Genomic DNA, 14,625 nt, shown 5'->3' with positions numbered 1-14,625 from the left:
TTTGTCTCACTGGCTCAGCGCTTGCAGCAGGTGCCGTGATTGCCCAACTTGAAGGAAGCGCACTCAGTGGAGGAGCAGTCGGCCACGTCGGTGCCGGTGCAGCCCACCTTAATCTCGTTCAGGGTACAGGCGCTCTGCTGGCCGTTGTGATAGGCGCAGCTGGACACGGAGCATTTGATGCTGGGATTGGAATTCATAGCGTAATCCTCCTTGAGAGAGAGAATGAACGGCCGGAACCCCGGCCATCTCTAGTATCCGCTCTCCCGGGGAAAATATGCGCGTTATCCCTGGGTCTTTTTCTCCCCGCTCTCCTTCACCAGGCGGGGGATGAACCGCCGGGCAAACCGGCCCTTGCCACGGTTTTTCACATAGAAAAAGCCGATGATGGAGAACACCAGGGCGCCGATGAAGTTGACGAACAGGTCCTTCATGGTGTCGTTGATGCCGATGTCCAGATAGCCGCCCAGGCCCAGCGCCCGCTGGGTGCCGTCCGCCGTGACCACAATCACGTCGGTGATGTCCTTAATCTGCTGGGGATGGTTGCCGCCGGTGGGGTCCAGCATAACGGTGCTGATGGTATTGACCACCGCGTCCTTCTGCATGTCCAGCAGGAAAAAGCTGTCCATGGCCCACTCGAAGAACTCCCACAGCACGCCCACCGTCATGGAGAAGCAGAAGGCCACCACGGCCAGATAGACCGGGGAGAGGGAGAAGGTGAAGCGGTCGCTGCGGTTGAGGATGTCCACCAGAGAGAAGCCAATGGCCGCGCAGAGGAAGCCGTTGAGGGTGTGGAGCATGGTGTCCCAGTAGGGGTATTGGGTGTAGTAGGACCCGATCTCGCCCAGCATCTCCGCGGCAAAAATGAACAGGAGAATGATGACCTCCAGCGTATCGGGCACGTCGATTTTTATGGTGCGCTCAATAAAGCTGGGAATGGTAAAGAGCACTAGGGTAAGCAGGCACAGGAACACGTTTTCAAAGTTCCCGTTGAAGAACTGGGCCACCATGATCAGGACCACCAGGACCCGCAGCACAATGTATACCGCCGCCAGCGCCTTGTTCTCCCGAATCTGCTCCCGCAGGGTCTTGTGGTACTTTCCGGCCTCTTCGGTCCGCTTTTTTCTTCTCATACTTCGCTCCTTTTCTCCACCCGGGGCAGCTGCCCGGAAAGGCGGAGGTACTCCGCCGCGTTCTCTCTCTGTCTGCGCCGCTCCTCCGGCGTCAGGGCCCGCTTCACCCGTCCGGGGACGCCCGCCACCAGGCTGCCCGGCGGAATGACGGCCCCGCCGGCCACCACAGCGCCCGCCGCCACCATGGACTCCGCCCCGATGACGCAGTCCCGGAGCACCACAGCCCCCATGCCGATGACGCAGCCGTCCTCCACCCGGCAGCTGTGGAGCACGGCGCTGTGGCCCACCGACACCTGTTCTCCCAGCTCTGTGGGCACGCCTGGGTCCCCGTGGATGACCGCGTTGTCCTGGATATTGGTGTCCCGGCCGATGCGGATGGGGCTCACGTCCCCCCGCACCACTGCGCCGTACCACAGACTGACCCCTGCCTCAGCGGTTACGTCGCCCACCGCGGCGGCGCTCTCCGCCATGCGCACCGACGGGTCCAGCCGGGGCTCTTTGTCTTCCCACCGGACAATCATGTTATCATCTCCTGGCGCTTTTATAATACGCATAATTCGTACTACATTCAGCAGACATAATAATAAACAGAACTATTATATGTGACAATGGCCCGGCGCGCAAGGGGAGATTCTCTTTCTGTGCTTCTCTGCCCGCCGCCCTGCATACAATGTGGGTGGAGGTGAACCGGTTTGGACTTAAAGCACAATAAAATCACGGTGGGCGAGCTGCTGGACAATCCCAAGTCCCGGGCGGTGTTCCAGCGCCGCTTTCCCATGGTGATGAAGCATCCCCTGCTGGGGGCCTCCAGGACTGTCACCCTGGAGCAGCTCGTCTCGTTTGCGGGGGCGTACATCCCCAAGCAGGTAATTCGCGACACCCTTCAGGAGCTCCAGCAGCTCTGAGCGCTGCGGCGGCGCAAAGACGGGAAACGCCCCTCTTTCCAGAAGGGCGTTTCCCGTCTCATTTGAAAGCGGAATCAGAAGCTGACGTTCTCCACAAAGCGGGCCAGAATGGCGGCCACCTCCGCCCGGGTGGCGGTGCCCTGGGGATTGAGCGCCCCGGCTCCGGTGCCGGTAATCAGCCCGGCCTCCACCGCCCAGGCCATGGCCTGAGCGGCCCAGCCGCTGACGGCGGCGCTGTCGGGATAGACGTCCAGGCTGCCCTGAGCCGCAGGGCTGCCGGCGTAGCGCCAGAGCATGGTGACCAGCTGCTCGCGGGAGACGGCGCTGTCCAGGCTGGCGCCGTCGGACACGCCGCTGTCCACCGCCCACTGGACGCCCTGCTCGTACCAGGTGCTGCCGCCGGCGGTGTCCTGGCCGTCGTAGCGGGCCAGGACGGTGAGCACCATGGCCCGGGTCATCTCCCCGGCCGGGTCAAAGGTGGTCCCGCCGGTGCCGTTGAACAGCTCCCGGCTGGTGACAAAGGCGATGGCGTCCGTGCCCCAGTAGCCATTGGGCACGTCGGCAAAGGCCCTGGTGTTGTCCACAATCTTCACGGTGTCTCCGTCAGACAGCTTGACGGCCACGCCGCGCTCGGTGGTAATGCTGTCCTTGATGACGGTCTCGGTGCCGTCCGCCCCCACCAGCACGGCCACGGTGCCGGCGGTCACGTTCTCCACGGGGATTTCCACCTTGACGGCAGTCCCCTCGGGCAGATCCACGGTGACGGTGGGTGCGCTCTCCCAGTCGGCGGAGGCGGTCAGGCCGGGCATGGGCAGGGCCGCGGTCCCGTCCTGCTCCGCGGCGGCGCTCACCACGCCGGCGGGCAGCTCCACCCGGGCCTCCACCCGGCCGTTCTGGTCGGTGTTCACCACGGAGGAGGCGCCGTTGGGGGCCTTGGTGGTCTCGGTCTTGGAGCCGTCCGGCCTGGTGACCGTTGTGGTGACGGAGCCGTCGGGGTTGGTGGTGGTCTCGGTCCTGTTCCCGGAGGAGCCGCCGCCGGAGGGCACCTGAGCCTCTTCCGGCTCCAGCTCATAGACCGCCACGGTGCCGGACACCTCGCAGGCGGTCAGCAGCAGGGCCTCCCCGGTGGGGCTGACGGCGGCGGGGACAAAGGCAAAGCCCTCGGGGGCCACATCGCCGCCGGTGACCCACTTGTCCAGCTCGCCCTCGTCGTACTCCTCGGAGCCGGGGACGGTGGAGGCAAAGTCACGGGAGTTGATGTAGTTGACATAGGAGGCGCTGGCCGGGTCGGTCACATCGTAGACCATCACGCCGCCGGTGCGCTCCAGGGCGATGAAGGCGTAAATTCTGCCGTCCACGGCGCCCACGGCGACGCTCTCGGCCTCGGGGCCCTTCTTGCCGGAGCGGTCGTCCTTGACGGCGTTGTCATTGGAGGCGTTGAAGTAGTCGGGGAAGTATCTGGCGGTGAGGGCCTCAAAGTCGTCGCCGCTGGTAAAGACCTCCTCAATGCCGGTGTCGGTGACCTCGTAGAGAGTGAAGGAGCGGCCGCCGAAGAGGTAGTCCTTTTCGGCGTTCAGGCCGTCGTAGTCTCCGGTCAGGAAGAACACCACCTTGCCGGTAAGGCCGGAGTTCTCCGCGGTGATGGCCCCGGTGGGGGAGGTATTCCCCTCCTTGCCGAAGTTTACCTCGTCCTCGTTGAGGTAGTCGCCCCACTCCCGGCTGTCGCCCTCGTTGGCGGTGAGCAGGTAGGTCCTGCCGCCCTGCTCAAAGGCGGCGATGCCGTCGGGCATGCGGATGCCCAGCAGGCTCTCGTAGGTCTTGGGGCTGTAGGCCTCGTCCTTCTTGTCGATGTCCACGGGGGTGGCGCTGTAATCCTCAAACCCGGCGGAGTAGATGCCGGTGAAGGTCCTGGACGCGATGTCCAGTACAGCGATGGCGTTGGCCTCCTGGAGTGTCACATAGGCCTTGCCGCCGGACACGGCGATGTACTCAGGCTCCAGGTCCACCGAGGGGGCGGTGTCCTTCTTCAGGACAATGCCGGCGGAGACCAGGTCCTCCCGCTGGGCGTCAAAGGCGGTGAAGTCCGCCACAGCGGCGGTGCCTGCGGTCACGTCCACCACGCTGACAGAGCCCTTGGGGTCTGTGGTCCCCTCGCCGTAGCCCTCCCGGGGCTCGCCCTCGTCGGCAGTGAGGACGGTGTTGTTGTCCGCGAAGGTGACCATGTCGGGCTGCACGCCCACAGCGACCACCTTCTGAAGGGTCAGAGAGCCGTCGGCGCTGCAGGTGAACAGGGCCACCCGGCCGGCGTCGGCATAGCCCTCTGCCTGGAGGGCGGCGGCCAGGGTGGAGCCGTCGGGGGAGACGGCCACGGAGGTCATGTCTCCGTAGGAGAAGGCGTCGTCGGCTGCCTCCACGGCGGCCTTCACGTCAAAACTGGTCCCCGTAAGGTCGGCCACCACGCCGGTGTCCTTCAGCTCATCCATGGGGATGACGGCCAGCAGGCCGCTCTTGCCGTTGACGGCATAGGCATAGCCGTTGACGCTGTTATAGGCCACGATCTCCATGACGCCGCCGTCCACGTCGAACTGGCCGGCGCTGTAACCGGCGATCTTGGTCAGATCCAGGTCGGCGGAACCGTTCTCCACGCCCTCGGTCTGGGCCTCCTCCACGTTCACCCAGACGGGGTTGGCGTAGAAGCAGAGGCTGGCGTAGTTGGAGTCGTTGACGGTGTCAAAGCGGGTATGGTTGTCGCTGATGCCGGAGTTGTCCGCGTCGGAGAGGGGGTCGCCGTTCTCATCCACCTGGGACACGGTGGTGCCCCGCAGGCGGAAGTACAGGTCGCTGTCCGCCTCCATGGGGAAGGTGAGGGTGTAGTACCCGTCCTCGCCCAGAGCCCGGGCCAGCTCTTCCTTGCTGAAGGTCTTGACGATCCTGGCGTCGGTGTTGTCGGTGCTGCCGTACCGGGACTCATCCACCTTGCCGGTGACATGGCCCATGATCAGGTCCACGTGGTCCAGCTCGGGGGTGTTGTCCACGTCGATGCCGGTATCGGTGCCAAAGAGGGTCTCATAGTTGTTGGTGTTGCCCGCCTTGAAGCGGACGGTGACCGTCAGCTGGTCGCCCTCCATGACGTCCAGCTCGCCGCCCATGGTGGCGGAGCTGCCGTCAGCGGCGGAGACGGTGAAGCTCAGGTCGGAGATCAGGTTGCCGTACACGGAATAGGCGTTGCCGGAGCGCATCCCCTCCACCACGTCGGAGAAGGTGAACTGCCCGTCGTCGCCGGGTTCCACCCACACCTGGTTGGCGGAGTACTCGCTGGCCCAGTAGCCGCTGGAGTACTGCTCGTCGGCGCTGACCTTGAAGTGGAAGTCGGAGTTGGCGAAGTTGTAGAACCTGCGGCCCTCGGAGAGCAGGGCGTCCCACACGCCGCCGGTAATGGAGATCATCTCGTCGGCGCCGTTGCGGATGGCATCGGCGGGCAGCTCACAGCGGCCGCTGCCCGACATCTGGTTGCCCGGCATGCCCTCAAAGCCGAAGACCACGCTGGGGGCGGCGTCGTTGAGGCGGCGCAGGTTCTCAATGGTCACCTCGCCGCTGCCGCCGTTGTGGCGGGAGGGGTGGTTGGGCAGGGCGTAGCTGCCGGGGTAGTTCTCCTCCAGCCAGGCCACCGCGTCATAGGCGGTCTCCGCCTGTCCGTCGTGCTGGCGGTCGCCGTAGACCGCCTGCTCGTCCATGTCGTCGGACTTTTCATCCAGGGTAAAGAGGCTGGTGGGGTCGTCGCCGGAGCCCTGGCTGGCGTACAGCCACTCAAAGGCGTGGATGCCGGAGACGGAGGCCTCCCCGTTCTCATCCAGCACGCCCACGCTGGCGTGGTCCAGGCCGGGCATATCCCATTCAAAGCCGGTATTGAGCAGCTTGTCGGTGTATTCGCCCTTGACCTGCAGCTTTTCCAGCTCCCGGATCTGGGTCTGCACCGCCACATAGAAGGCGGTGTTGTACTGGCCGTTGCCCTGGCCGTCCACGCCGTTGTAGGACTGGCGCAGGTGGTCGGCCAGGCCCAGGAAGTCAAAGGCGTCGCCGTACCGGATGTTGTCAAAGCGGGCGGCGCTGTTGGCCTCGTCCTGGAGCACCTCGTCGTTGCGGAAGGCGGCGGCCAGCACATTGGTCAGGGACATAAAGGCGGAGGTGGCGTCCTTGGACTGGCCGGTGTGGGTGTGGTACTCGCCGGTCATCCACTTGCCCTCGGTCTGGGTCTCCTGTTCCTCCCGGGCCATGCCGGCAAAGCGCTGGTCGAAGTCAATGCTGATCTCGCCCTGGTTGCCCGGGCCGGTGAGGAAGTTCACATCAAAGAAGCTCTTCTCGCTCTCGTCCAGAGAGGCGGCGTAGGGGGAGTAGAGGGAGTAGTAGATCTTGTCCGCGCTCTCGTCAAACTCCAGGTAGCGGAACCAGCCGTTGCCGCCGTTGTAGGAGAACTGCAGGTCGGTGAGGATGGAGATGACCTGCTTGCCGCTGGTATTGGTCAGCTCCTCCACGCCGGAGCCGTGGCTGTGACCGCCCACCAGCATAAAGACCTGGTCATAGTCCTTGACGATATTCCACAGCTGGGTGCCCCGGCTACTGAGCTTGATGGCGCTGGGCTGGGTGTCGGAGCAGTTCTGCAGGTCGTGGGTGGTGACGATGGTGGGGCAGTTGGGGTACTCCTCCAGCACCGAGCGGAGCCAGGCCTCGTCGGCGCTGTCCCAGCCGGTGTTGTTGTTGGCGCCTGAGCCGCTGCCCGTGCAGGACAGGGAGATAACCAGGTAGTTGTAGCTGCCCGCCCGCAGGAACATATAGGAGCTGTTGCCGTCGCCGTTGGGAGACTGGGTCAGGTACCAGCCGGTGCGGCGGGTCCAGGCGGTGCTCTTGCCGGAGAAGCTGTTGTAATAGTTGTGGATGCCGCTGCTCCAGCCGTCGTGGTTGCCCATCTGAATCAGGAACTTGATGCCCGCGTCGGGCAGGCGGTAGAAGGCATCCCGGGCGCCGACATACTGGGCGTCGTCGTTGTTGTCGTCCACCACGTCGCCCAGGTGGATGACGCCGGCCACGTTCAGCTCGTCGGCGCTGTCGATGAGGCCGTCAATGGCGGCGTTCATCACGTCGGGGCGGAATTCCACCGTGTTCTGGGTGTCGGGGATCAGGACGATATTGTAGTTGTCCTCATTGCGCAGGGTATAGGTCTCGTTGCTGCCGAAGTTTTCCACATAATCCTCGGGATTGGGGACAAGCCACTGCTCCCTTTCCAGCGGCGCGCCGGAGATGCGGATCTCCTGAATGCTGCCCTGGAGGAACTTGTCCAGGCCGTCCCACCAGGAGGAGCCCACCCGGAACCGGCCGTCCGCCGGGTCGGCGTACATGCCCACCATCTCGTCGGACACATAGTCCCGGAAGGCCTCGCAGCCGTTGACATAGGTGGCGATCTCGTGGCCGTCGGAGACGATGGCGATGTGGTACCACACGCCGCCTTCGTCCATGGACACAGACCAGGCCGCGGAGGACATGGTGTGGCTGCCCTCGGCGTTGCCGGTGATGAACTGGATCTCCTTGCAGTTGGAGATGGAGGCGTACATGGTGCCCTGCTCCCCCTCCGGGTTGCCGCCGCCCGCGCCCTGACGGCCGATCAGGCTCATCCACTGGTCAGCCGCGGTCCAGTCCTCGGGGAAGTAGTAGAGGAACTCCATGGTGTATCCGTCGGTGAACTCCTCGCTGTTGATGGCCGCGCCGTCCACGGTGATGAAGTCGGCGCCGGTCTTGGAGCTGGTGTCGCCGTCAAAGACCATGCTGCCGCCCTGGCCGGTCATGCTGTCGTCAGAGAAGGAGAGGTAGTCCTCCCAGTTTCCCTGGCCGTAGGTCTGCATTTTCAGGTCGTTCTCGTTGCCGCTCTGATCCTCGATGATTAGACTGCCGTCGGCAATGCTGCCGGTGGTATAGTCCCGGCCAAACTTCCAGTCGGCCACTACCCGGGGCTGTTCCCCGGCCTCTTCCGCCGCATCCACAGCAGATGCCGGCGCTGTTCCCAACGTCTGGGCCGCCAGCAGCAGCGCCAGAGCAAGAGAACCAATCCGCTTCACACACAAGTTCATCTGGATTCTCCTTCTGTTGAGATTGAACTTTACAGCCCCGGTATCCGGCGCTCTTCTCTGTAACGGCAGGCGCCCGGCGCGGGCTGTAAGCCCAGGCGGTTTCCGAAGAAGCCGCCCCTCTGTGCAGAAACAAAGTTTAGCACCGCCGTCCTCATTGATCCACGCAGTTTCCGTGAAGCTTGTGTAAAGCTTGTGTAATGGAGATGCGGCAAAAAGAGTCCCCTGTGCGGGCGGGGCGCCTGCACAGGGGACTTTCCATTGTCTGTTTTTAGATTTTGTGTATCCAGGCGCGTGCCTTACCGCCGTCCGCCGAAGGAACCGCCGCCCCGGCCGCCGCCGAAGGAGCCTCCCCCGCGGGAACCACCGCCGAAGCCGCCCCGGCTTCCGCCAAAGCTGCCTCCGCCGCGGGAACCGCCGAAACCGCCGCCCCGGAAGGAGCCGCCGCCTCTGCTGGCCCCGCCGCCGAAGCCGCCGGGTCTGCCGCCGGAGGGACGGCCGCCAAAGGTGCCGCCCCCTCTGGGGCCTCGGTTGCCCACGCCGCCGAAGCCGCCCGGGCTGCCGCCGCCGGGACGGCCGGGGCCGCCAAAGCCTCCGCCCGGGCCTCTGGGCCCTCTGGGCGGCGGAGGGGGCGGCGGGCGGTGCCAGTGCCGCCGGTACCAGTAGGAGCCGGGCCGGTGCCAGAAGAGGATGGGCCGGAACACATAGGGCGGCGCGGCCACGCCGTAATACCGGCTGCGGTAGGCGTTGTACCGGGAGCGGTCCACCGCACTGAGGATCGCCACCAGCACCACCAGCCCGACTACCGCCCAGAAGACCCAATTGTAGCTGTAATAGTATCCGGTATAGGACGGGGCGTCGGGCAGCGCGTCGTTGCCCACGCCGAAATTGGCGTAATAGAGGTCGTTGAGGGCGCTGTACAGGCTGAGCACACCGGCCTCATACCTGCCGGCATAAAAGTCCCCGGCAAAGTACTCCTCCAGGAAGGAATCCACCCGGCTGTCGGAGAGCATGGTGGCAAAGTCGTTGCCGGTAGCCAGGTAGTAGCCGTCGTCCGCCACTGAGATCACCAGCACCGCGTCGCCCTCGCCCACACCCAGGTCGGCGCCCAGCTGATAGGCGTAGTCGGCAAAGTCGTCCAAGGTCTGCACGTCGGAGGGCACGGACTCCATGGTCACCACGCCCACCACGCTGTTGTACCGGTTGTCCCAGTTGGCATTGTAGAGGGCGATGGTCTCCTCCGCGCTGCCCGACAGCAAATCCGCGCCATCATCTGTGAATCTGGCGTAATAGGCGGTGTCCAGCCCGGTGTCCAGGGCCCCGGTCTGGCCGCCCACCGTCTCCACAGGCTGGCGCCACAAGCCAATGCCCACCGCCGCGGCAATGGCGATGCACATGACCAGCACCGCCACGCCGGTTTTCTGAAAAATCTTCATTGCACTCCTCCGCTCCGGTGGCCGCTTCCGCGCCCGCCGTGAGCACTGTCGCTCTGCGGAACGGGGCCCGTCCCGCGTTCTGCTCTGCTCTGTTTCAGCCCCGCAGCTCCAGCAGCTTCTGCTTCAATTCGCCTTCGATGCGGCCCAGCTCCACCTCGGCCTCCCGGCGCTTCTGGGCGCCCTCCTGCTGGATCTTCATGACCTCGTCCAGGGTGGAGATAAGCTGCTGGTTGGTGTGCTGGAGGGTCTGGATATCCACCACGCTGCGCTCGGCCTCCTTGGCCGTCTCGATGGTGCCCATCTTCAGCATATCCGCGTTCTTCTGGAGCAGCTCATTGGTCATATTGGTCACCGCGCTCTGGGCGGCGGTGGCCTGGCGTGAGTGCTCCAGGCCCAGGGCCAGCACCATCTGGCTCTTCCACAGCGGGATGGTATTCACCAGAGAGGACTGGATCTTCTCCAGCATCAGGGTGTCGTTGTTCTGGATGAGCCGGGTCTGGGGCCCCATCTGGATGGAGATCATGCGGGTGAGCTCCAGGTCGTGGATCTTCTTCTCAAAGCGGTTGCACATGTTGGCCAGGTCGTTGTATGCCTGGGCGTCCTCCTGGGCGCCGGTGGCGGCCGCCTTCTTGCGCAGCTCCTCCAGCTCGCCGGTGCGGACCGCCTGCAGCTTCTTTTTACCGGCGATGATGTACATCGTCAGCTCCTTGTAGTACTTGGTGTTCAAATCGTACATCTGGTCCAGCATGGCGATGTCCTTCATCAGAGTGACCTGGTGTCCCTCCAGAATCTGGACAATTTTGTCCACGTTGGTCTCAGCCTTGGAGTAGGCAACCTTCATCTCCTCCAGCTCGTTGCGCTTGCGCTGGAAGAAGCCCATGATGCCCTTCTTCTCCTCCACGTTGAAGCCCTTGAGCTGGACCACCAGGGAGCTGAGAGCCTCGCCCACCTCGCCCAGGTCCTTGGTGCGCACCGAGTTGAGCGTGTTCTCCGAGAAGGAGGCCACGTTCTTCTGGGCGGCGGCGCCGTACTGGAGGACCACATTAGAGTCGGTGATGTCGATCTTCTGGGAGAAGTCGTCCACCATCTTCCGCTCCGCCTCGGTGAGCATGCTCTCGTCAATCTTCACCGCATTGGCGTCCCGCTGGGCCTGGGCGGCGGCGGTCTCCTCGGCGCCCAGGGTGGGCTCCAGTGTCAGGGTGGGGGCCTCTGGTGTGCGGAGCGCGGTCTCCGCCTGGGCGGCCTGGGCCGCGCCGGTGGGATCCAGGGTCAGCTCGGGGGTCATATCAATCTTGTCGCTCATGGGAATTTCATCCTTTCCTCGTTTATGACTGGGCCGTCATCTGGTCCCCGCTCAGCCCCTCCTGGGCCAGCAGATTTTCCAGCACGGTAATATCAGTGGAGATGTCCAGCGCCTCGTCCCCGAAGAGGGCGTCCAGCTGGCGGTCAAAGGCGGACACCACCGTGTCCATCATCTGTTCAATTTTGCCCATCGTTCCGTCGATATTGGTGCCCGACACCCCGGCGGCGTCCATCCGGTCGTAGGCGTTGAGCAGCTTCAGGGTGGTGGGCAGGTAGTAGTTCATGAAGCGGCTGATCTGGCTCTTCTTGGCCGGCTTCTCCGCCACCAGGTCAAAAATCTTTCTGGTGGTGGCCTCCAGATGGTCAATCTGGGCGGAGAGCTTCTCGTCCTCGATGGAGTCGTTGAGGCGGCGCATCTCGGAAAGGGCCATGTCCCGCTGCTTGAGCAGATTGTCCAGCTCCGGGTCACCGGTGGACTTCTTCTCCTCTTTTTGGGGCTGGGGATCGGGCTGGGCCTTCTCCGCCTTGGGTTGCTCCTTCTTCTCCGGCTTTTTCTCCGGTTCCTTCTCCCTCTCCGGGTCGGCAATCTGATATGCCTTGTCGGGCCAGATGGCCTTGCCCACAATAAAGACGATGACCGATACCACTGCGGCCAGGATGTAATCCAGAGGACGGTAGAGCGGCAGGAGCAGTGCCCACGCCAGCCACAGGGCGGCCACCAGATAAAAGGGTACCACGGAACGCTTTACTTTTTTTGTCATAGCTTCCTCCATGCCCTGAACGCAGGGCGCTGCCCGGCCTGGGGCCGGTGGGTATTCCAGTACCAGTTTATTGTACCCCCCTATTGGGGGGGTGTCAAGAACACGTTGACTTTAGCACTTAAATTCATTAAAATAATAACCAACTATATTCAGCAGGGATGACCGGACCGGCCGATCCCCAGTAAAGGGGTTTTCACCATGATGACATTGGAAGATTTCAAGGCCGCCCGCAGCGTGCTCTCGGGCGTCATCACCAACACGGGGCTTGTCCCCAGCACGGCCCTCTCCAAGTCCTCGGGCAACAATGTGTACCTGAAGCCGGAGAATATGCAGGTCACCGGCGCATACAAGATCCGCGGCGCCTACTTCAAGCTGTCCACCCTGTCCGAGGAGGAGAAGGCCAGAGGTCTGGTCACCGCCTCGGCGGGCAACCACGCTCAGGGCGTGGCCTATGCGGCCCAGGCCGCGGGCGTCAGGGCCACCATCGTCATGCCCACCACCACGCCCCTGGTAAAGGTAAACAACACCAAGGACTACGGCGCTGAGGTGGTGCTCCACGGCGAGACCTTTGACGACGCCGCCGCTCTGGCCCAGAAGCTGGTGGAGGAGCGGGGCCTGACCTACGTGCCGCCCTTCAACGACCTGGCGGTTGCCACCGGCCAGGGCACCATTGCCTATGAGATTTTCCAGAGCCTGCCCGACGTGGACGTGATTCTGGTGCCCATCGGCGGCGGCGGCCTGGCGGCGGGCGTGTCCACCCTGGCCAAGCTGCTCAACCCCAATGTGAAGGTCATCGGCGTGGAGCCCACCGGCGCCGCGTCCATGAAGGCCAGCGTGGAGGCGGGCCATATCGTCACGCTGGACCGCGTGGAGACCATCGCCGACGGCGTGGCCGTGAAAACCCCCGGCGATCTCATTTTCCCCTATATCCAGCAGAATATTGACGACATCATCACCATTGACGACGCCGAGCTGGTGGACGCCTTCCTGGACATGATCGAAAAGCACAAGATGATCGTGGAGAACGCGGGTCTGCTGCCCATCGCCGCCCTCAGCCACCTGGACTGCAAGGGCAAGAACGTGGTGAGCGTGCTCTCCGGCGGCAACATGGACGTGATCACCGTGGCCAGCCTGGTGCAGCACGGCCTTATCAACCGGGGCCGGGTGTTCACCTTCTCCGTCCAGCTGCCCGACCGGCCCGGCGAGCTGCTCCGGGTGGCCGAGATCATCTCCCGGGAGAACGGCAACATCATCAAGCTGGAGCACAACCAGTTCGTCAACATCAACCGCCAGAGCGGCGTGGAGCTGCGGGTGACCCTGGAGGCCTTCGGCCACACCCACAAGCGGACCATCCTCACCGCCATGCGCGCCGCCGGATACGACGCCCGGGAGGTCAGCACCGGCGACTTCTACGACTAACCCCCAATTCTGCTGCCGTCCGGCGGGCAGAGCCCGCCGGACGGCTATCTGAAAGCGGTTGTTCCCCCGGCCGGACCGCCGGGCCGTGGGAGCAGAGCGGGGGAGCGCCGCCGCCGGCCGGGAGCGATTCCGCTGTGCCATCCTATGTGCCGGACCGGCCCCCGGTGCGGCGCAGGGCTCTGCCGCGCTGAATGTATCATACAGGAAATTTTTCAATTTCTGTTAAAGCGGAGGTTTAAGTATGATTAAAATTGCGCCCTCGCTGCTCTCAGCGGATTTTGCCAATCTTCAGCGGGACATTGAGCGGGTCCCCAACGCCGACTGGCTCCATGTGGACGTGATGGACGGCATGTTTGTCCCCAACATTACCATCGGCGTGCCGGTGGTCAAGTCCCTGCGCGCCTGCACCGACAAGTTTCTGGACGTACACCTGATGATTGAAAAGCCGGAGCGGTATATTGGCGCCTTTGCCAAGGCGGGGGCAGACCTGCTCTCCGTCCATCTGGAGGCCGACCTGCCCCCTGCTATCCACCGGGCGCTGGACAAGATGGAGGAAAACGGTGTGAAGAAGGGCATCGTCCTGCGCCCCATCACCGGCGCTGAGGCGGTGATCCCCTATCTGAAGCGGGGCCTGGACCTGATTCTGGTGATGACGGTGGAGCCCGGCTTCGGCGGCCAGGCCTTCATGTCCGATATGCTGCCCAAGATCGAGGCCATCCGGGGCTACATCAACCAGTACTGCCCCGACTGCGACCTGGAGGTGGACGGCGGCATTGACCCCGCCACCGCCCCGCTGGTGATGAAGGCGGGCGCCAACGTGCTGGTGGCCGGTTCCGCCGTATTCGGCAAGCCCGACCCCGCCGCCGCCGTGGAGGCCCTGCGCGCCGCCGGCGTCTGATTTCAAACATTCTGGAGGATTTTCCATGCAGTACTTTCCCCCCGCCCTGGAGAAGCTGGTGGAGCAGTTCCACAAGCTGCCCGGCATCGGCCACAAGAGCGCCCAGCGGCTGGCCTTTTATGTGCTCTCCCTGCCCGACGAGGACGCCGCCGCCTTCGCCCAGGCCATTACCGACGCCAAGCGGGCCATCTCCTTCTGCCCCGTGTGCCAGAACCTGACCGAGGGAGAGGGGCCCTGCCCCATCTGCCAGAGCCCCAAGCGGGACCGGTCCACGGTGTGCGTGGTGGCCGACCCCAAGGACGTCATCGCCATGGAGCGCAGCCGGGAGTACAACGGCCTCTACCACGTGCTCCACGGGGTCATCTCCCCCATGAACCACGTGGGGCCCGACGACCTGCACATCAAATCTCTGGTGGAGCGGGTGGGGAGCGGCGAGGTAAAGGAGGTCATCATGGCCACCAACCCGGACACCGAGGGCGAGGCCACCGCCATGTACCTCTCCCGGCTCCTCAAGCCCTTCCAGGTGAAGGTCACCCGCCTTGCCTACGGCATCCCGGTGGGCAGCCATCTGGAGTTCGCCGACGACGCCACCCTCATGCGGGCTCTGGAGGGCCGGCGGGAGATGTGATTCCCGATGCAAATTGCAAAACAGACGGCC

General features: G+C 64.0%; 11 protein-coding genes. 4 read left to right on the top strand and 7 right to left on the bottom strand.

Features of this window, described 5'->3' with window-relative positions; all coding sequences use genetic code 11:
• Positions 1–14: 14 nt before the first annotated feature.
• The 3 genes from QZY67_RS06280 to QZY67_RS06270 form a co-directional block, all read right to left on the bottom strand.
• Entirely contained in the window at positions 15–197 is a 183-nt protein-coding gene (locus tag QZY67_RS06280) for a DUF1540 domain-containing protein (RefSeq protein WP_295369154.1), read from the bottom strand.
• An 84-nt stretch (positions 198–281) separates the two neighbouring features.
• Complete coding sequence (locus QZY67_RS06275; protein ID WP_294533390.1) at positions 282–1,130, bottom strand: hypothetical protein; 849 nt, start codon at positions 1,128–1,130, stop codon at positions 282–284.
• Entirely contained in the window at positions 1,127–1,651 is a 525-nt protein-coding gene (locus tag QZY67_RS06270) for a gamma carbonic anhydrase family protein (protein ID WP_295369153.1), read from the bottom strand. Before QZY67_RS06270 ends, QZY67_RS06275 begins: the two co-directional genes overlap by 4 nt.
• 171 nt (positions 1,652–1,822) lie before the next feature.
• On the opposite strand from QZY67_RS06270, the gene QZY67_RS06265 reads away from it, so the two are divergent.
• Positions 1,823–2,035 carry a hypothetical protein gene (locus QZY67_RS06265; RefSeq protein WP_294533395.1) on the top strand — a complete coding sequence of 71 codons (213 nt, stop codon included), beginning with the start codon at positions 1,823–1,825 and terminating at the stop codon, positions 2,033–2,035.
• 74 nt (positions 2,036–2,109) lie between these two features.
• On the opposite strand, the gene QZY67_RS06260 is transcribed toward QZY67_RS06265, so the two are convergent.
• From QZY67_RS06260 to QZY67_RS06245, 4 genes are all read right to left on the bottom strand, one after another.
• Positions 2,110–8,154 carry a choice-of-anchor I family protein gene (locus QZY67_RS06260; protein ID WP_295369152.1) on the bottom strand — a complete coding sequence of 2,015 codons (6,045 nt, stop codon included), beginning with the start codon at positions 8,152–8,154 and terminating at the stop codon, positions 2,110–2,112.
• 296 nt (positions 8,155–8,450) lie between these two features.
• Positions 8,451–9,587 carry a TPM domain-containing protein gene (locus QZY67_RS06255; RefSeq protein ID WP_295369150.1) on the bottom strand — a complete coding sequence of 379 codons (1,137 nt, stop codon included), beginning with the start codon at positions 9,585–9,587 and terminating at the stop codon, positions 8,451–8,453.
• A 94-nt stretch (positions 9,588–9,681) separates the two neighbouring features.
• Positions 9,682–10,890, bottom strand: coding sequence for a toxic anion resistance protein (locus QZY67_RS06250; RefSeq protein WP_294533404.1), 1,209 nt, complete (start codon positions 10,888–10,890; stop codon positions 9,682–9,684).
• 22 nt (positions 10,891–10,912) lie between these two features.
• Positions 10,913–11,650 carry a 5-bromo-4-chloroindolyl phosphate hydrolysis family protein gene (locus QZY67_RS06245; RefSeq protein ID WP_295369149.1) on the bottom strand — a complete coding sequence of 246 codons (738 nt, stop codon included), beginning with the start codon at positions 11,648–11,650 and terminating at the stop codon, positions 10,913–10,915.
• Positions 11,651–11,848: 198 nt separating this feature from the next.
• Here QZY67_RS06245 and ilvA point away from each other — a divergent pair, with 198 nt between their 5' ends.
• The 3 genes from ilvA (at position 11,849) to recR (ending at position 14,595) form a co-directional block, all read left to right on the top strand.
• Entirely contained in the window at positions 11,849–13,069 is a 1,221-nt protein-coding gene (gene ilvA, locus QZY67_RS06240) for a threonine ammonia-lyase (RefSeq protein ID WP_295369148.1), read from the top strand.
• Between the two features lie 241 nt (positions 13,070–13,310).
• A complete protein-coding gene (rpe, locus tag QZY67_RS06235; protein WP_295369146.1) occupies positions 13,311–13,967 on the top strand; it encodes a ribulose-phosphate 3-epimerase in 657 nt (218 codons plus the stop codon).
• A 25-nt stretch (positions 13,968–13,992) separates the two neighbouring features.
• On the top strand, positions 13,993–14,595 hold the full coding sequence (recR, locus tag QZY67_RS06230; protein WP_294533414.1) for a recombination mediator RecR: 603 nt from the start codon (positions 13,993–13,995) through the stop codon (positions 14,593–14,595).
• The last annotated feature ends 30 nt before the right edge of the window (positions 14,596–14,625 follow it).

Origin of the sequence: uncultured Pseudoflavonifractor sp., from assembly GCA_904419835.1 — a bacterium.
In the GTDB taxonomy this organism is placed as follows: Bacteria; Bacillota; Clostridia; order Oscillospirales; family Oscillospiraceae; genus Pseudoflavonifractor.
This window is presented reverse-complemented; position numbering and strand designations above follow the sequence as displayed.